General features: G+C 32.8%; 17 protein-coding genes and 11 tRNA genes. 27 read left to right on the forward strand and 1 reads right to left on the reverse strand.

Features of this window, described 5'->3' with window-relative positions; genetic code table 11:
* The first annotated feature begins 301 nt into the window (after positions 1-301).
* The 27 genes from BN1865_RS18665 (at position 302) to BN1865_RS01265 (ending at position 16,516) form a co-directional block, all read left to right on the forward strand.
* Positions 302-652, forward strand: a complete 351-nt coding sequence (locus BN1865_RS18665; protein ID WP_232780288.1) for a hypothetical protein — start codon at positions 302-304, stop codon at positions 650-652.
* A gap of 39 nt (positions 653-691) precedes the next feature.
* A complete protein-coding gene (locus BN1865_RS01140; RefSeq protein WP_050635437.1) occupies positions 692-979 on the forward strand; it encodes a hypothetical protein in 288 nt (95 codons plus the stop codon).
* A gap of 91 nt (positions 980-1,070) precedes the next feature.
* Positions 1,071-3,080, forward strand: coding sequence for an ATP-dependent DNA helicase RecG (gene recG, locus BN1865_RS01145; protein WP_050635438.1), 2,010 nt, complete (start codon positions 1,071-1,073; stop codon positions 3,078-3,080).
* Positions 3,081-3,112: 32 nt separating this feature from the next.
* The gene (plsX, locus tag BN1865_RS01150; protein ID WP_050635439.1) at positions 3,113-4,096 is read left to right on the forward strand and encodes a phosphate acyltransferase PlsX; all 984 of its coding nucleotides are present in this window, start codon (positions 3,113-3,115) and stop codon (positions 4,094-4,096) included.
* Positions 4,093-4,779 (forward strand): ribonuclease III, encoded by a 687-nt coding sequence (rnc, locus tag BN1865_RS01155; RefSeq protein WP_050635440.1) that lies wholly within the window; start codon positions 4,093-4,095, stop codon positions 4,777-4,779. The genes plsX and rnc overlap by 4 nt, the downstream gene beginning before the upstream one ends.
* Positions 4,780-4,875: 96 nt before the next feature.
* The gene (locus tag BN1865_RS01160) at positions 4,876-5,142 is read left to right on the forward strand and encodes a LysM peptidoglycan-binding domain-containing protein (protein WP_050635441.1); all 267 of its coding nucleotides are present in this window, start codon (positions 4,876-4,878) and stop codon (positions 5,140-5,142) included.
* 68 nt (positions 5,143-5,210) lie between these two features.
* Entirely contained in the window at positions 5,211-5,573 is a 363-nt protein-coding gene (locus BN1865_RS01165) for an FMN-binding protein (protein ID WP_050635442.1), read from the forward strand.
* A 67-nt stretch (positions 5,574-5,640) separates the two neighbouring features.
* Positions 5,641-7,110 (forward strand): nicotinate phosphoribosyltransferase, encoded by a 1,470-nt coding sequence (locus tag BN1865_RS01170; protein ID WP_050635443.1) that lies wholly within the window; start codon positions 5,641-5,643, stop codon positions 7,108-7,110.
* The gene (locus tag BN1865_RS01175; protein WP_050635444.1) at positions 7,107-7,478 is read left to right on the forward strand and encodes a hypothetical protein; all 372 of its coding nucleotides are present in this window, start codon (positions 7,107-7,109) and stop codon (positions 7,476-7,478) included. The genes BN1865_RS01170 and BN1865_RS01175 overlap by 4 nt, the downstream gene beginning before the upstream one ends.
* Positions 7,479-7,486: 8 nt before the next feature.
* The gene (locus tag BN1865_RS01180) at positions 7,487-8,317 is read left to right on the forward strand and encodes a prephenate dehydrogenase (RefSeq protein ID WP_050635445.1); all 831 of its coding nucleotides are present in this window, start codon (positions 7,487-7,489) and stop codon (positions 8,315-8,317) included.
* 155 nt (positions 8,318-8,472) lie between these two features.
* Positions 8,473-9,006: a helix-turn-helix domain-containing protein gene (locus tag BN1865_RS01185; protein WP_050635446.1), complete on the forward strand. Its 534-nt coding sequence runs from the start codon at positions 8,473-8,475 to the stop codon at positions 9,004-9,006.
* A gap of 10 nt (positions 9,007-9,016) precedes the next feature.
* Complete coding sequence (gene potA / locus BN1865_RS01190; RefSeq protein WP_050635447.1) at positions 9,017-10,060, forward strand: spermidine/putrescine ABC transporter ATP-binding protein; 1,044 nt, start codon at positions 9,017-9,019, stop codon at positions 10,058-10,060.
* The gene (locus tag BN1865_RS01195; protein WP_050635448.1) at positions 10,060-10,953 is read left to right on the forward strand and encodes an ABC transporter permease; all 894 of its coding nucleotides are present in this window, start codon (positions 10,060-10,062) and stop codon (positions 10,951-10,953) included. The genes potA and BN1865_RS01195 overlap by 1 nt, the downstream gene beginning before the upstream one ends.
* Positions 10,913-11,722, forward strand: a complete 810-nt coding sequence (locus BN1865_RS18670; protein ID WP_050635449.1) for an ABC transporter permease — start codon at positions 10,913-10,915, stop codon at positions 11,720-11,722. The genes BN1865_RS01195 and BN1865_RS18670 overlap by 41 nt, the downstream gene beginning before the upstream one ends.
* Complete coding sequence (locus BN1865_RS18675; RefSeq protein ID WP_050635450.1) at positions 11,706-12,752, forward strand: ABC transporter substrate-binding protein; 1,047 nt, start codon at positions 11,706-11,708, stop codon at positions 12,750-12,752. The genes BN1865_RS18670 and BN1865_RS18675 overlap by 17 nt, the downstream gene beginning before the upstream one ends.
* Positions 12,753-12,904: 152 nt before the next feature.
* A tRNA-Cys gene (locus BN1865_RS01210) sits at positions 12,905-12,979 on the forward strand.
* A 7-nt stretch (positions 12,980-12,986) separates the two neighbouring features.
* A tRNA-Leu gene (locus BN1865_RS01215) sits at positions 12,987-13,075 on the forward strand.
* Positions 13,076-13,162: 87 nt separating this feature from the next.
* Positions 13,163-13,239 (forward strand) — tRNA-Arg (locus tag BN1865_RS01220).
* Positions 13,240-13,262: 23 nt separating this feature from the next.
* Positions 13,263-13,339, forward strand: a tRNA-Pro gene (locus tag BN1865_RS01225).
* A gap of 6 nt (positions 13,340-13,345) precedes the next feature.
* A tRNA-Ala gene (locus tag BN1865_RS01230) sits at positions 13,346-13,421 on the forward strand.
* Between the two features lie 7 nt (positions 13,422-13,428).
* Positions 13,429-13,521, forward strand: a tRNA-Ser gene (locus BN1865_RS01235).
* Between the two features lie 24 nt (positions 13,522-13,545).
* Positions 13,546-13,622 (forward strand) — tRNA-Met (locus tag BN1865_RS01240).
* A gap of 2 nt (positions 13,623-13,624) precedes the next feature.
* A tRNA-Asp gene (locus BN1865_RS01245) sits at positions 13,625-13,701 on the forward strand.
* A 5-nt stretch (positions 13,702-13,706) separates the two neighbouring features.
* A tRNA-Phe gene (locus BN1865_RS01250) sits at positions 13,707-13,782 on the forward strand.
* 27 nt (positions 13,783-13,809) lie between these two features.
* Positions 13,810-13,886 (forward strand) — tRNA-Met (locus tag BN1865_RS01255).
* Positions 13,887-13,926: 40 nt separating this feature from the next.
* A tRNA-Ile gene (locus BN1865_RS01260) sits at positions 13,927-14,003 on the forward strand.
* A gap of 158 nt (positions 14,004-14,161) precedes the next feature.
* Complete coding sequence (locus BN1865_RS01265) at positions 14,162-16,516, forward strand: HAD-IC family P-type ATPase (protein WP_050635451.1); 2,355 nt, start codon at positions 14,162-14,164, stop codon at positions 16,514-16,516.
* On the opposite strand, the gene BN1865_RS01270 is transcribed toward BN1865_RS01265, so the two are convergent.
* A complete protein-coding gene (locus tag BN1865_RS01270; RefSeq protein WP_050635452.1) occupies positions 16,505-17,047 on the reverse strand; it encodes a hypothetical protein in 543 nt (180 codons plus the stop codon). The two genes, BN1865_RS01265 and BN1865_RS01270, sit on opposite strands and share 12 nt — an antisense overlap.
* Positions 17,048-17,138: the final 91 nt, after the last annotated feature.

Raw genomic sequence — 17,138 nt, forward strand, 5'->3', positions numbered from 1 at the left:
GGAGATGCAGAATACAATATTGAATTCCTTTCTCAGCAAAAGGTTTCAGTATTATGCATGCAAGAGCATTGTGATACAGCTGGCAGATGGAGAAAAGGATTATGGCAAGCTCAAGGAGTTCTATCTGATTATCTTCATCAATGAAGATAATGTTCATCTCATCAATCATGGAACCCTGAGATATGAAGATGGAAAGCAGATGAGAGACTGTGTGATACATATCTACTATGTGAATCTCAAAGCGATAAACAAAATAGCGAGACAAAGGAAACTAAGCGAGTTTGAGGCAGTGATCCATCTTATGGCAAACAATACAGTAGAAAACATTGAATATGAAGAAAAGGAGAGAATGATTCAATATATGGAAAGAAGCTATGAAATGTTTAAAGCAGATGGTGCGTTAATTAGAGAATTGCTGGAGGAAAGAGAGAAAGAGTTTTTTCATGCGATGGAGCTTAATGAAACAAGACAAGAAGGGAAAAAAGAAGGGATAATTCAAACAATAAATAATTTGATTATGATAAAATACAACAAAGATGCTAACAAGTGGTTAAGTCAATGTCAGGAAAATAGACTGATGAAAATTTTATCATTAATTAGTAGTAATGCATCCTATGAAAGTTTAGTTGAACAGTTTAAGCAAGATAATTAAGCGATATGCTAAAGTTTAAATGAAAGGATGATCAGGTATATGGAAAGAAGCTATGAAATGTTTAAGACAGATGTAACATTAATTAGAGAGTTGCTGGAGGAAAGAGAAAAGGAGTTCTTTCGTGCGATGGAGATTAATGAAACTGAAGAAAACGGTAAAAGAAAGGGTATAGTTAATTTATTAAGTCGGATGATCATGAAGAAATATCATAAAGATGTAGCAGATTATCTAAAACAATGTAATGAAGATGAATTAGAAAGAATAAGTGATTTAATGAATGAGAATGCATCTTATGAAAGCTTGATAAAGCAATGCATGAAAAAATAAGCACAAGCAAATCATTATAAATCGTTGTTTTAAGATACCTTAGGGTATCTTTTTTTTATGATTTCATGTAAAATATGGAATGGTGATAAAAATGACAGATATAAGATTATTAAAGACAACTGAAAAAAGATATCAAATATTAGAATCTATGAATATCAATAGTCTAGAAGATATTGTTATGCATTATCCATATCGCTATGATATCATTGAAGAAACATATCCAACATTAGAAGATGACAAAATCATTATAGAAGCAACAATTATTTCACCAGCCAAAGTTTTCTTTAAAGGAAGAATGTCAAGAATGTCTTTTACAGTTGAAGATCATCATCTTCAACAATATCAGGTCACAATCTTTAATCGTCATTTTTTACGACAACATTTAAAAATGTCAGCAGTCATTACAATCATAGGTAAATGTAAAAATGATAAAATTACAGCTAGTGATATTAAAATCAAACCAATCAATGAGTTAGTAGGTATTCATCCTATATATTCTATTAAAGAAGGAATGACTCAAAAATCATTTGTTCAATATGTTAAAAAAGCTTTAACATTATTAAAGGGTAATATTGATTCCTATGTTCCTGAAGAATATATTATGAAACATCAATTGATTCATAAAGAGAGTGCATTATATAATATTCATTTTCCAGAAACACAAGAAGATATAAAACAGGCATTAAGATATTTAAAATATGAAGAATTTCTAAAATTTCAATTAACAATGCAATTTATTAAAAGACAACGTCATCAAGAAGTTGGAATAGCAAAAATCTTTGATTTAAAACAATTTCAATCATTTATTCTTGCGTTACCTTTTCAATTAACCAAAGATCAACAAACAGCAATCAAAGAAATTGTTGAAGATTTACAGAGTCCACAAATGATGTATCGTTTTTTACAGGGAGATGTTGGGAGTGGAAAAACAGTTGTCAGTAGTGTGGCTTTATATGCCAATTACCTAGCTGGATATCAAGGCGCATTAATGGCACCAACAGAAATATTGGCAGCTCAACATTATGCGACATTATCATCTTTTTTTAAGGATACTGATGTTAAAATAGCATTATTAACTGGTTCGTTATCAGTGAAGAATAAGGAAAGTTTATATCAGCAAATTGCGAGTGGTGAAATTGATATTATTGTAGGAACACATGCTTTATTTCAAAAAAAAGTGAATTATGCTAATCTTGGCTTTGTGATTACTGATGAACAACATCGTTTTGGAGTAGAACAGCGTAAAGCTTTGAAAAACAAAGGGAACCAGGTTGATTTCTTAATTATGAGTGCAACGCCGATTCCTAGAACCTTGGCCATTTCAATGTATGGAGATATGGATGTATCAACTATAAAAACAATGCCAACAGGACGTATTCCTGTGATTACAAAATATATCAAATCATCTTCTATGAAACCTATTTTAAAGGCTTTGAAGGATTATTTACAAAGTGGGGGACAATGTTATGTGATTTGTCCTTTAGTCGAAGAGAGCGACGCTATTGAAGCCAAAAGTGCTTCACAAATTGCAACGGCTATGAAAAGTTACTTTAAAGACTCATATCAGGTTGGGTTATTGCATGGACAAATGAAAGATGATGAAAAAGAAGCTGTCATGCAATCTTTTCAAAAAAATGATCTTCAAATTCTTGTTTCTACAACTGTTGTTGAAGTTGGAGTTGATGTGAAAAATGCCAATATGATGGTCATTTATAATGCTGAACGTTTTGGTATGAGTCAATTACATCAATTAAGAGGAAGAATTGGACGTGGTGATCAGCAAGCTTATTGTTATTTAATGAGTTCATCAACTTCTAAAGAAGCTATTGAACGTTTAAAATATCTAGAAAAGAGTCATGATGGTTTTGAAATTTCAACATATGATTTGCAACTAAGAGGACCTGGTGAAGTTTTAGGTAATAGACAAAGTGGTTTACCAACTTTTTTGGTTGCTGACGTATTAAAAGATTTCAATATCTTAACGATTGCAAGAGATGATGCAATCAAATTAATAGATGATTATGATCATCAAAAGGGTTATCAGCAGTTCATTTCTCGGATTCAGGAGAATTTAAAAGAGAATAATGAATATGTTGATTAAATATGATATACTACTAACGAGGAGTGAGAAAAATGTATAAATTATCAATTGATGCTATGAGTGGTGACTTAGGAAGTGGAATTGTTGTTGATGCATGTATTGATTTTATCAATACCCATGCTGACGTGGAACTTTATGTGACTGGGAAGGCAGAAGAATTAGAAAAATTAAAAACATATGAAAGAATTCATATTGTTGATGCAAGAGATATTGTTCCAATGGATGCTGGTATTATGTCGGTTCGCCGTAAAAAAGATTCAAGTATGGTCAAGGCTGTTGCTTTAGCTAATGATGGGATTGTTGATGGAGTTGTTTCATGTGGCTCAACAGGGGCTTTCTATACCAGTGCTATGTTATTTTTAAAACGTATAGAAGGTGTTGAAAAGTCTTGCCTTATGGCTATTTTACCAACTTATAATGAAAAAGGAGTTGCTTTGCTAGATGTTGGTGCTAATGCTGAAAATACACCAGAACAACTTCAGGAATTTGCGATTATGGGACATATTTATGCAAAGAATATTCGAGGAATCGCTAAGCCTAAAGTCGCTTTATTAAATATTGGAACGGAAGCGAAAAAAGGTGATGAAGTTCATCAAAAAGCTTATCAACTTTTAGAATCAGAAAATAAAATTCATTTTATTGGGAATATTGAAGGAAGAGATATTTTAAAAGGTGATTGTGATGTTATTGTCACTGATGGCTTTAGTGGTAATATTGCTTTAAAAACATGTGAAGGAGCAGCTTCTCTATTGATGAAAATGGTGAAGGAGGGAATGATGTCTTCATTTAAAGGCAAAATGGGAGCCTTATTAGCAAAATCATCACTTTATGCTTTAAAAGATAAGTTTGATTATAAATCTGTAGGCGGAGCACTGATGATGGGATTTGAAAAAGCGGTTGTCAAAGCCCATGGAGCAAGTGATGCCAAAGCTTTTTGCAATGCTATGGATTTAGCTTATCAAATGGTTAAATTAGATGTTGTTTCACAAATGAAAGAAGGACTTAATACAAAATGAAACTATTAGATTTTTTAATTAAAGAAAAGATTCCCTATCAAAATTTAAGTTTATACAAAGAAGCATTCACTCATGCTTCCTATGCAAATGAATCTCATCATAATAAAAAAGATTACGAACGTTTAGAGTTTATGGGGGATGCGGTTTTACAATTATATGTTTCAGAATTTATATTTAAACTTTTTCCCGATGTACCAGAAGGAACACTGACAACTTTACGTAGTAAATTAGTCCGCGAAGAATCATTAGCTCGTTTCTCTCGTGAATTAGGGTTAGGAGAATTGCTTTACTTAGGTGTTGGTGAAGAAAAAAGTGGCGGTCGTGAAAGAGAAAGTGTTTTAGCTAATATTTTTGAATCATTCATTGGAGCACTTTATTTAGATTGTGGTCAAGAGGAAGTCATTAAGATTTTAGAACAGACAATTTATCAGCATGTTAATGATTTAGATTATGATGATATAACAGATTACAAAACAACTTTGCAAGAACTGATTCAAGCAGATCAACGCCGAACAGTTACATATGAATTGCTTGAAACATCTGGTCCATCAAATGCCCCAGAATTTACCATTGCCGTCATTATGGATGATATGCGTCTAGGAATCGGAAAAGGAACAAGCAAAAAAAGAGCTGAGCAACAGGCAGCCAAAGATGCTTTAAATAAACTAGCAACTAAAAAATAACTGATCTGGCTAATCGCTAGATCTTTTTCGTTATATCTATTGTTTTTGCCTAGACATCCTATAAAAGCAAACATAGGATATCTTAGGAGGGATGATATGTATAATCCATATATGTATGAAAATGAAAGAATAACATATCCAAAAGTTGGTGAAATCATTCTTTATTCAGTAAATAAAGGTGATAATGTTTATCGTTTAGCCAAAACATTTAATAGTGAAGTGCCATGGATTCAAACGATGAATCAATTAAACGAAGATATGTTAATATATCCAGAACAACAATTGCTAATTCCAATTGTTTATCAAAAAGTGAAACCAATGCCACAACCTTATCAAAGACAAACTTATGATTTATATTTTTAACCTCTTTATGAGGTTTTTTTGCATAAGTTTTCAAATAAAGCAAAAACTATCAATAGGAGGTTTTATAAATGAAAAAAATAACAACTCTATTCTTAGTGATTATGTTATGTGGATGCTCTCAACAAAAAAAACAGGAAGAATCAAAAAAAACAATTTATAAAGATGGAACTTATACAACATCTGCAATTGGATATGGTGGCGAATTTCAAGTTGAAACAACAATTAAAGATGATAAAATTGAAGATATTGTTGTCAAAGAACATAATGAAACACCATCTATTGGTGGGGTTGCTGTTGAACAAATGATTACATCAATGAAAAAAGAAAATAAATATGATGTTGATACAATTTCTGGAGCAACAAAAACATCCCAAGCCTTAAAAGAAGCAGTGAAAGAAGCTATGGAAAAAGCCAAGAATACGTCTAAATAAAGCAGAAATGCTTTATTTTTTTAACAATTTGGTATATGATAGTAAAAATGATAAGGGGGTTATCAAAATGGAAAAAGTCAATGTGAGCAGTGAAAGAAATATTACACTTATAATGGACTTTTATGAATTAACAATGTCTTATAATTATTTTAAAATGGGAAAAGGGGAACAGATTGTTTATTTTGATATGTTCTATCGTAAAAATCCTGATAATGGAGGATTTGTTATCTTTGCGGGATTACAACAATTGATAGAAGCGATTAAAGATATGCGATTTACAAAAGGAGATATTGAATATCTACGTACACTTCATATTTTTGATGAGGAATTTTTTGACTATTTAAGAAATTTCCAATTTAGTGGAACAATCTATTCTGTACCAGAAGGAACACCAGTTTTTCCTTATGAACCATTAATTACAGTCAAAGCTAAATTAATTGAAGCACAATTAATTGAAACATTTTTATTAGTGACAGTGAATCATCAATCATTAATTGCAACAAAGGCTCATCGTGTATGTCAGGAAGCCAAAGGGCGTGCTGTTATGGAATTTGGTGCAAGACGCTCACAAGGCTATGATGGAGCTCATTATGGAGCAAGAGCGGCTTATATTGGTGGTGTTGCTGGAACGGCTACAACATCTGCTGGAAAAGCATTTGATATTCCAGTCTTAGGCACAATGGCACATTCTTTTGTTCAATCATTTGATAATGAATTTGAGGCTTTTAAGGCCTATGCCGAGATTTATCCGGATTCATGTGTCTTATTAGTAGATACATATGATACGTTAAAGAGTGGGGTCCCCAATGCGATTAAAGTTGCAGAAGAAGTTTTGGCACCAATGGGGAAACGTTTAGCTGGAATTCGTTTGGACAGTGGTGACATTGCGTATTTAACAAAAAAAGCAAGAATGATGTTAGATGTTGCTGGATTACATGATTGTAAAATTACTGTTTCTAATTCTTTGGATGAATACCTCATTCGTTCTGTTTTAGAACAAGGTGCTCAAATTGATTCATTTGGTGTTGGAGAAAACATGATTGTTTCTAAATCGTCACCAGTCTTTGGAGGCGTTTATAAATTAGCGGCTGTTGAAAAAGACGGTCAGATTATTCCAAAAATTAAAATATCTGAAAATACTGAAAAAATTACGAATCCAGGATACAAGAAGGTTTATCGTTTAATTGAAAAAGAAACCAATAAAGCTATTGCTGATGTTATTACTTTTTATGACGAAGTCTTAGATGAAAATCAGGACTTAACGATTTATCATCAATCAGATGCATGGAAAAATAAAACATTATATGCTGGAACATATGAAATTCATCCATTACAAACACTTGTTTTTGAAAATGGAAAATGTGTATATCCAGAATATACATTAAAAGAAATTCGTGACTACTCCATCCAACAAAAAGCTTTACTATGGGATGAAGTTTTCCGTTTAGAATATCCTCATATTTATTATGTAGATTTAACTCAAAAATTATTAGATTATAAATTAAAAATGTTAGCAGAAGGGAGAAAAAACGGATGAGTTTTAAAAGAAGTGTAGAAAGAGATCGTAAAATTGAATTTACACATCAAGATATACAAAATAAAAGCGAATTTAAATCTCAGTTTAATTTCACATGGATTCCTTTTAATTATAAGAGTTTAATTATGCTTGCTATTATCTTTCTTTTTACACAATTTTTCTGCGTACCATTTTTAAATCAATATTATCAATATCCTTCAGCCCTTATTTTAACACATGGTATTTTGACTAGTTTTCTTGTTGTTCTTTCTTTTTGGACAATTGCTAAAGAAAAACCACCTTTATCTGCATTATTTATAAGATTCTGTTTTTGTGCACTGATTTTTGGTGGTTTTGCTCTTGCTTTTGTTCTTTTGATGAAACTGTAGGTGTCTATATGATTATTACGGTTGTTGGATTAGGGGTTATTGGAGGAAGTTATGTTCAGTCATTAAAAGGGTTAGGGCATCTTGTTTATGGAGTGGACTGTGATGAGGAAACACTTGCTTTAGCTAAAAAAGATGGCTGTATAATAGAAGGCTATACAGATGGAAGTGAAATTATTGCTCAAAGTGATATGACTATTATCTGTCTTTATCCTTCTAAAGTATTAGATTTTATTGCCCAACATACTTTTAAAAAAGGCAGTATTGTAACAGATGTTGTAGGGATTAAATCTTATTTTTTAGAAAAAGCATTAGCTTGTATTGATCCGGATGTAGAATATATCAGTGGTCACCCAATGGCGGGAAGAGAAAAAAAGGGTTATGCTTATGCAAGTCTGGAAGTTTTTAAAAATGCCAATTATATTGTCATTGAACATGCCAAAAATCATAAATCTGCGATTGATTTTATGTGCCAGTTTGTCTCTCAATTAGGCTTTAAGAGCGTCAAGATTATGAGCCCTTATGCACATGATGAAATTATCTCTTTTACTTCTCAATTGCCACATACGATTGCTGTGGCATTGATGAATAGTGATGATCAAAAATATGAAACAGGAAAATATATTGGGGATTCATTTAGAGACTTAACACGTATAGCAAATATTAATGCTGATTTATGGAGTGAATTGTTTTTAAATAATCGTGAATATTTATTAGCGTCAATGTATCGCTTTGAAAAAGAATTTGATAAAATTAAACAAGCGTTATTAGATGATGATGAACAGGCTTTAAAAGCAATGTTTGAAGAGTCATCAAGACGTCGTGAACATTTAGAAAAGTAACAAAATGAATTGCGTTACTTTTTTTTAGTTAAAAAGTTTAATATATTAAACAAATTGTTTAAAACATGTTGCAATTTTTAGGATATTCTGTATAATAATTGTGTTTTGTAAATTTAAACATGAAGTTTTGTAATACTAAACAAAGGAGAGGGATTATGAATATCGGAGGAAAGATCAAAAGATTGCGTATAGCCAATCAGCTGACATTGGAAGAATTAGCCAATCGTAGTGAATTGACCAAGGGATTTTTATCACAGGTTGAAAGAAATCTAACATCGCCTTCAATAGCGACCTTAGAAGATATACTTGAAGCTTTGGGCACCTCATTGCATGAGTTTTTTAATGAAACACAAGATGAGCAGATTGTCTTTAAAAAAGATGATTATTTTGTCAATACACAAGATGATTATGTGATTTCTTATATTGTTCCAAATGCACAAAAAAATGAAATGGAACCTATTTTAATTGAATTGGCAAAAGCCAAGATGTCAATGGAAATGGAACCACATGATGGAGAAGAATTTGGTTATGTGATTAGTGGAAAAATCAAACTTCATTATGGACAAAAGGCTTATGTTGTCAATAAAGGTGAAACTTTTTATTTAAGTGGAAAAAGAACACATTATCTTGAAAATTGTGGTGATGCCAAAGCAAAAGTGATTTGGATATCTACACCACCATTATTTTAGGGAGGACTATATGAAAAAATTAATTGAATTAAATAATTTAACAAAAGAATTTGATGGACAAGTTGTTTTAAAAGGTATTCATCTCAATATTCATGAGAATGAATTTATGACTTTGTTAGGTCCTAGTGGTTGTGGAAAGACAACAACATTAAGAATTGTTGGTGGATTTGAAGAGGCAAGTTCAGGAGAGGTTTTGTTTGATGGTATTGATATTTCAGCACTTCCACCATATAAAAGAGAAGTCAATACAGTATTTCAAAAATATGCATTATTTCCGCATATGAATGTTTTTGATAATGTTGCTTTTGGCTTAAAAATCAAGAAGCTTGATAAAGCCATTATTGAACAAAAAGTTTTACGTATGTTAAATCTAGTCGGATTAGAAGGGTTTGAAAAACGTAATATTTCACAATTGTCTGGTGGACAACAGCAACGTGTTGCTATTGCACGTGCTTTGGTCAATGAACCAAAAGTCCTTTTATTAGATGAACCATTAGGGGCACTAGATTTAAAATTAAGAAAAGCTATGCAGATTGAATTAAAAAATATTCAAAAAGAAGTAGGGATTACTTTTGTTTATGTCACACATGATCAAGAGGAAGCTTTGACAATGTCAGATACAATTGTTGTTATGAATGATGGAGCTATTCAACAAATTGGAACGCCTACAGATATTTATAATGAACCAGAAAATCGTTTTGTTGCACAATTTATTGGAGAGTCTAATATTGTGGAAGGAAAATTTGTAAAAGATTTTCTAGTTGAATTTGATGGTCAGCAGTTTGTATGTGTTGATAAAGGATTTGATGAAGGACAGGATGTTGATATTGTTTTAAGACCAGAGGATTTGGATATTGTAGAAGTTGGACAGGGGAAAATTGAAGGAGTTATTTCTTCTATTGTCTTTAAAGGTGTTCATTATGAAATTATGGTTGAAACACAAGAACGTATGTATAAGGTGCATACAACAGATATGAGTGAAGTTGGTAAAAAGGTAAATTTAGATTTTTGGCCTGAAGATATTCATGTCATGGAAAAAATGGGGACATATTAATGAAACAGTATAAAAAACTCGTTTCACCATATTGTTTCTGGCTATTTGTTTTAACAATTGTTCCAATGCTGTTGATTGCTTTTTATGCTTTTACATCAAAAGGGACAGAAATTACAACTTTTCAATTTACCTTAGATAACTTTTTTAAATTTATGGATCCTATTTTCCTATCTGTTTTAATGCGCTCTCTTGTTTTAGGTATTTTAACGACTATGATTTGTTTTTTAATTGGTTATCCAATTGCGTATATGATTGCTAAATGTAAAGAAAGTACACAAACATTATTAATTTTATTAATTACGATACCTACATGGATTAATCTTTTGATGAGAACTTATGCCTGGATGAGTATTTTAAGTAATAATGGTATTATTAATAACTTATTACAATCTATGGGGCTAGGACGTATTCATATGATGTATACAGATTTTGCGGTTGTCATAGGGATGGTTTATAATTTCTTGCCATTTATGATTTTGCCTATTCATACATCATTAACAAATATGGATCAATCATTGACAGAAGCGTCTATGGATTTAGGAGCTTCACGTGTTCAAACATTTTTTAAAGTCACTTTTCGTTTATCATTAAGTGGTGTTTTAACTGGTATTACAATGGTTTTCCTGCCAGCTATCAGTGCTTTTGTTATTCCGAAAATGTTAGGTGGCGGCCAATATTCATTAATTGGTAATTTTATTGAACAACAGTTTATTACAGTTGGAAACTGGCATTTTGGTAGTGCTGTTTCATTGGTTTTAGCAACTATTGTTATTGTTTTGATGGCATTGATTTATAAAGCTGAAAAACGTACAAATGTTTCAAGTGAAGATGAAGAAGGAGGAAGTCGACGTTATGGTAAAAGAAAAAAAATACGTAAAGGTTCTATGCATTAGTCTATGTCTTGCCTTTTTATATTTTCCATTATTGATTATGGCTTTTTTCTCTTTTAATAGTGCAAAATCTTTATCTAATTTTAAAGGATTTTCATTCCGCTGGTATGAATCATTGTTTGGAAATTTACAGTTATTAGATGCCGTTGTTGTCTCTGTGACAATTGCTATTTTAGCAACTGTAATCTCAACAATTTTAGGGACTATTACAGCAATTGCTTTAACAAAATCAAAAAGAAAAATAAGAACAGCTATTTTGCAGGTGAATAATTTACCTATTATGAACCCAGAAATTGTTACAGCTATCTCATTAATGATTTTCTTTTCATTTATTAGTATTGAAAAGGGCTATATGACAATGTTATTAGCTCATATTGCTTTTTGTACGCCTTATGTGATTACAAATGTATATCCTAAAGTGAAGCAGTTAGATGATAATTTAACAGATGCTGCGATGGATTTAGGGGCAACCCCATTTCAAACTTTAATTAAGGTTATTTTACCACAAATTAAATCAGGGATTATGGCAGGAGCACTATTGGCTTTTACGATGTCATTTGATGATTTTGTAATTTCTTATTTTGTGAGTGGAAATGGTGTGGAGAATATTTCAATTGTGATTTATAATATGTCTAAACGTATGAATCCGAGTATTTATGCTTTATCAACAATTGTTTTGGTTGTGATTTTATTAGGATTATTATTAGGTACGTTTATCCCATATTTAATTGTGAAAAAAAGAGGAGGGAAAGTAAATGAAGCGTTACGCTAAAATAATGCTTTGTTTGGCTGTTGTCACAACACTCATGAGTGGATGTGGACGAAGTCAATATACGCATACATTGCGTGTTTTTAACTGGGGAGAATATGTTGATCCTGATGTCATTAATGGGTTTCAAAGAGAATATGACTGTAAAGTTGTTTATGAGACATTTGATTCCAATGAATCAATGTATACAAAATTACTAGGTGGCAATAAGTATGATATTATGGTGCCATCTGAATATATGATTGAAAGATTAATCAAAGAAAATCTTTTACAAAAGATAGATTGGTCGATGATTACTCATAAAGATAGTATTGATAGTAAAGTGTTAAATCAGAGTTTTGATAAAGCAAATGAATATTGGGTTCCATATTTTTATGGTAATGTTGGAATTGTTTATGATAAAACACAAGTGTCTGAAAGTGATTTAAATGCTGGATGGGAAGTTTTAAGAAATCCAAAGTATAAAGGGAATATTTATATGTATGATTCTGAAAGAGATTCTTTTATGGTAGCATTAAAAGCTTTGGGTTATTCTATGAATACAACAGATGAAAAAGAAATTAAAGAAGCTTATCAATGGCTAATTGATCAAAGAAAGACAATGAACCCAACATATGCAGGTGATGATACTATTGATGCTATGAAGAGTGGTGAAAAAGCTATGGCGGTTATGTATTCTGGGGATGCTGCTGCTGTTATGCTGGAAAATCCAGATATGGGCTTTTATATGCCAAATGAAGGAACAAACATATGGTTTGATGGTTTTGTTGTAAGTCGAGAATGTGAAGATTTAAAAATGGCTATGAATTTTATAAATTATATGATTAGTGATGAGAATGCATTGAATAATACATTGGAGGTTGGTTATTTGACTTCTAACACTGTTGCCGCTAAAGAAGCATCAGAAGGAGATTTTCAAGGTATTAATGCATATGGTATTCGAATGTCACAAAATGATGAAGTATTTGCTTATCAGCCACAAAATATAAAAGAAATTTATAGTGATTATTGGTCAAAAGTCAAAGCACAATAAATTTTATGAAAAAGTTTTAATGAGAAAAACCCTCATTAAAACTTTTCTTTTTGAATTCATTAAAAAGAATTACCAAAAAAAGCAAAAAAACTATTGCAATCAATATCAAAATATTATATACTATTTGAGCAACGTGAGAAGAGAAAAGAACTGGTTCCATAGCCAAGTTGGTAAGGCTACAGACTGCAACTCTGTCATCGTCGGTTCGAGTCCGGCTGGAACCTCCATCATGTTGCCCAGGTGGCGAAATTGGTAGACGCACAGGACTTAAAATCCTGCGGACCTTAAAATCCGTGCCGGTTCGACTCCGGCCCTGGGCACCATTCTTAAAAAAAGTTTTAAAAAAATGTAAAAAAGTGTTGCAAAGTTACAGCGTTTATGTTAATATTGAATGGCGCTGTTAAAGAAATGCGCTAGTAGCTCAACTGGATAGAGTGCTTGACTACGGATCAAGAGGTTGTGGGTTCGATTCCTGCCTAGCGCGCCAATTGAGTATTGTAATTGAATATTCGGGAAGTAGCACAGCTTGGTAGTGCACCTGGTTTGGGACCAGGGGGTCGCAGGTTCAAATCCTGTCTTCCCGACCAGTTAATGGGGCTTTAGCTCAGATGGGAGAGCGCCTGCTTTGCACGCAGGAGGTCAGCGGTTCGATCCCGCTAAGCTCCACCATTATTGCGGAGGTTTACCCAAGTCCGGCTGAAGGGATCGGTCTTGAAAACCGACAGGGGATGAAAGTCCCGCGGGGGTTCGAATCCCTCAACCTCCGCCATTTTTAAAAAAATATATTTCATATCGCGGGATGGAGCAGTCTGGTAGCTCGTCGGGCTCATAACCCGAAGGTCGTTGGTTCAAATCCTTCTCCCGCAACCATTGGTCTGGTAGTTCAGTTGGTTAGAATGCCGCCCTGTCACGGCGGAGGTCGCGGGTTCGAGTCCCGTCCAGACCGCCAATTATGGTTCCGTAGCTCAGTCGGTAGAGCAGAGGACTGAAAATCCTCGTGTCGCTGGTTCGATTCCGGCCGGAACCACCATTATTTTTTATAAACGATTCACTACATGGCGGGGTAGCTCAGTTGGCTAGAGCAATCGGTTCATACCCGGTGGGTCGGGGGTTCGAATCCCTTCCCCGCTACCATTTAGCGAATCAGTGGTGAATACCACTTTTTATTTTATTTGGACCCTTAGCTCAGTTGGTTAGAGCTATCGGCTCATAACCGATCGGTCGAAGGTTCGAGTCCTTCAGGGTCCACCAATAAAACTATTGACGATATGAATTTTCATATCGTTTTTTTGTATTTAAAGAGATATTCAAGATTTTTAATATATGTTACAATATGAAAGAAAAAAGAAAATGATATACACAAAATATTCATAACTCTGTGATATATTGTGTGAGTAGGTGAGATAATAATGGATAAGATGAATGAAATGGGCTTAACTTCCTTGCAAGTTCAAGAACGGATTGATCGTGGTCAAGTGAATATATCACATGATAATATTTCTAAGACAAAGAAGCAGATTATTTTAGAACATACAATAACATACTTTAATTTATTAAATGTGTTTTTAGCAGCGATTATTTTATCAACTGGTCGTTGGACAAACTTAACATTTATGGGTGTTATTATTATGAATTCTTTGATTGGAATTTATCAGGAACTAAAAGTGAAAAAAATTATTGATCAATTGACAGTTGTCACTGTTAAAAAGATTAAAGTTATACGTGATCATCAACAACAGATGATACCAATTGAAGATTTGGTTATTGATGATATTGTTTTTTTAGAGAGTGGTAATCAAATTGGAACAGATTGCTGTATGTTGACATCACAAGGAATGGAAGTCAATGAATCAATGCTGACTGGTGAATCGAAGCCAGTAAAAAAGAAAGAAAATGATGAACTATTGGCTGGAAGTTTTGTCGTTGCCGGAAGTGGATATGCGCGTGTTTTAAGAGTGGGTAATGATAATTATTCTACTCAGCTTGTTCATAAAGCTAAACACAAAAATAAAGCGTCCTCAGAAATGAAAGATGCTATTGAGAAAGTCATTAAAGTATTGAGCTTTGTGATTGTTCCTGTGGGGTTGGTGCTCTTTGTTTCTCAACTTTCTGCTTCGCCTCAAGATCATGCAACAGCGATTGTTAAGACTGTTGGTGGTGTCATTGGGATGATTCCTGAAGGACTTGTCCTATTGACGAGTTTATCATTTATTTTAGGTGTAGGTAAATTAGCCAAAAGAAAAGCATTGATACAGGAAATGGAAGCCATTGAAGCTTTAGCACGTGTTGATGTTTTGTGCCTAGATAAAACGGGAACAATTACTACAGGTGAACTTGAAGTTGAAAAAATTGATGCTTTGAATGATTATTCAGCTGATTTTATTCATCAGATTATGGGTATTATGGCTTTTGGCTTTGATGATATCAATGCAACCCAGAAGGCATTAAGAGGCTATTTTAAAGAGCCTATTGATTTGTCTATATCGGCTTTAATTCCATTTTCTTCTCAGCGAAAAATGCGTGCTTTGCAGCTATCTAATGGACAACGTTATGTTTTAGGTGCACCTGAATATCTTTTAGAAGAAGATGATCCTTTGCTTCATAGAGTGAATGACTATTCTAATCAGGGATTACGTGTCCTTTTATTAGGTGAAACAGATTTATTAGATGAAGCACAAAGTCAAATTGGCAGTGTTAAAGCCATGGCGTTGATTGTGATTCATGATTGCATACGAGAAGAAGCCAAAGATACTCTTCGCTTTTTTGATGATGCCGCTGTTAATATATGCATTCTTTCTGGAGATAACCCAATGACTGTGTCAAGAGTTACTCAATTAGCGGGATTAAAAGGTGGCGAGAAATATGTGGATGCCTCAACTCTGCCAACAGATGATGAAGAGTTACAAAAAGTAGTTGCTCATTATCGTGTGTATGGTCGTGTGAAACCAGAACAAAAACAACAAATCATTAAGGCTTTTCAGGCAAGTGGGCATGTCGTTGGAATGGTTGGCGATGGTGTCAATGATGTACTTGCATTAAAAGATGCGGATTGTGGTATTGCAATGGCGGCTGGCAGCGATGCAGCCAAGCAGGCAGCACATATTGTTTTGCTTGATTCTAATTTTGCATCAATGAAAGCAATTGTGAATGAAGGAAGAGCCATTATTGCTGATATTGAAAGAGTCAGTTCTTTATATCTTACAAAAACAATTTATTCAACAGTATTATGTCTGATTTTTGCCATGCTACGAATCAGTTATCCATTTACACCACTTCAATTAAGTCTTATTAGTGGTTTAGCTATTGGTATTCCTAGTTTTCTAATCACAATTGAACGTTCTTCATCATTATCTGCTCAAGGCTTCTTGCGTCATGTTATTTCAACGGCTGTACCTTGTGCAGTGACAATGATTGTTTATATGTTATTGATTGCTTTGATAGGACAATGGCTGCATTTTGATATGAAAATGTATTCAACATTTTATTTCTTAGTTGCTGGTTTTATAAGTTTTCTTGTTGTCTTTATCGTTTGTATGCCATTAAATCATATGCGCATTATGATAGCATCTATATTGACTGCTCTTTTTTATCTGATTTTATTCTTTATGCCTCATTTCTTTGGGATTTATCCACTGATCGGGCATTGGGAATTACTTTGGATTATACCTATTTGTATCAGTTCAGTATTTGTTATTGGTATGTTTAAAAAATTGATTCATAAGTTGTATCAATATCATGAACGTCGTTTATCATCACAGCGATAAATGCTTCATTGAAATAATAACATTGTCATGATAAAAAGCAGACTCAAATTGTTCTTTGGTGGCTGTATAAAAATGGTAGGGATGAATACCAATATGGGAAAAATAGACACCACATTTCATTTGAATAGTACATTGATGCTGATGATAAATAAAGGAATGTTCTATCAGATAATGATGAAATTGGATAAGAATTTTTGTCAGATCTTCTTCATGAATGTCAAACATCACCAAAAAGAATTTTTGGGAATCTTGAATATAAAGATTAGCATGACCAATGTCTAAACGATGTATAATTTGCTCTAAAATTTTAGGAGATAATTTGTAATAAAAATAAGGATTTTTTTCAAATAAATAAGGCTCAACATAAAACTCCATATAAATACCAATAATTTGTTTAATATGTTTAGGTTTATCAAGTGTTTTAAAAAATGAATATAATTTTTCTTGATGATGGGAAGTATGATATGTTTGGTCTGGGTCCAAAATATGTTGAGAGAAACTTGTCTCTTCATTTGGATTATAAATATACATTTTAATCACCTCTATCTGTTATACCATATTTTGGATATCGGATTATTGTAGAATTTGTCGAAAAAGTAAAATAAATGAGAAAGGGATAGGT

The organism is Candidatus Stoquefichus sp. SB1, from assembly GCF_001244545.1.
Lineage (GTDB): Bacteria > Bacillota_I > Bacilli_A > Erysipelotrichales > Coprobacillaceae > Stoquefichus.

Excerpts from the sequence above, each read along its gene's own strand:
- BN1865_RS01185 (WP_050635446.1), top strand. The coding sequence starts at position 8,473 with ATGAATATCGGAGGAAAGATCAAAAGATTGCGTATAGCCAATCAGCTG.
- BN1865_RS01195 (WP_050635448.1), top strand. The coding sequence starts at position 10,060 with ATGAAACAGTATAAAAAACTCGTTTCACCATATTGTTTCTGGCTATTT.
- recG (WP_050635438.1), top strand. The coding sequence starts at position 1,071 with ATGACAGATATAAGATTATTAAAGACAACTGAAAAAAGATATCAAATA.
- BN1865_RS18675 (WP_050635450.1), top strand. The coding sequence starts at position 11,706 with ATGAAGCGTTACGCTAAAATAATGCTTTGTTTGGCTGTTGTCACAACA.
- BN1865_RS01270 (WP_050635452.1), bottom strand. The coding sequence starts at position 17,047 with ATGTATATTTATAATCCAAATGAAGAGACAAGTTTCTCTCAACATATT.
- plsX (WP_050635439.1), top strand. The coding sequence starts at position 3,113 with ATGTATAAATTATCAATTGATGCTATGAGTGGTGACTTAGGAAGTGGA.
- BN1865_RS01140 (WP_050635437.1), top strand. The coding sequence starts at position 692 with ATGGAAAGAAGCTATGAAATGTTTAAGACAGATGTAACATTAATTAGA.
- BN1865_RS18665 (WP_232780288.1), top strand. The coding sequence starts at position 302 with ATGGCAAACAATACAGTAGAAAACATTGAATATGAAGAAAAGGAGAGA.
- rnc (WP_050635440.1), top strand. The coding sequence starts at position 4,093 with ATGAAACTATTAGATTTTTTAATTAAAGAAAAGATTCCCTATCAAAAT.
- BN1865_RS01160 (WP_050635441.1), top strand. The coding sequence starts at position 4,876 with ATGTATAATCCATATATGTATGAAAATGAAAGAATAACATATCCAAAA.
- BN1865_RS01175 (WP_050635444.1), top strand. The coding sequence starts at position 7,107 with ATGAGTTTTAAAAGAAGTGTAGAAAGAGATCGTAAAATTGAATTTACA.
- BN1865_RS01180 (WP_050635445.1), top strand. The coding sequence starts at position 7,487 with ATGATTATTACGGTTGTTGGATTAGGGGTTATTGGAGGAAGTTATGTT.
- BN1865_RS01170 (WP_050635443.1), top strand. The coding sequence starts at position 5,641 with ATGGAAAAAGTCAATGTGAGCAGTGAAAGAAATATTACACTTATAATG.
- potA (WP_050635447.1), top strand. The coding sequence starts at position 9,017 with ATGAAAAAATTAATTGAATTAAATAATTTAACAAAAGAATTTGATGGA.
- BN1865_RS18670 (WP_050635449.1), top strand. The coding sequence starts at position 10,913 with ATGGTAAAAGAAAAAAAATACGTAAAGGTTCTATGCATTAGTCTATGT.
- BN1865_RS01165 (WP_050635442.1), top strand. The coding sequence starts at position 5,211 with ATGAAAAAAATAACAACTCTATTCTTAGTGATTATGTTATGTGGATGC.
- BN1865_RS01265 (WP_050635451.1), top strand. The coding sequence starts at position 14,162 with ATGGATAAGATGAATGAAATGGGCTTAACTTCCTTGCAAGTTCAAGAA.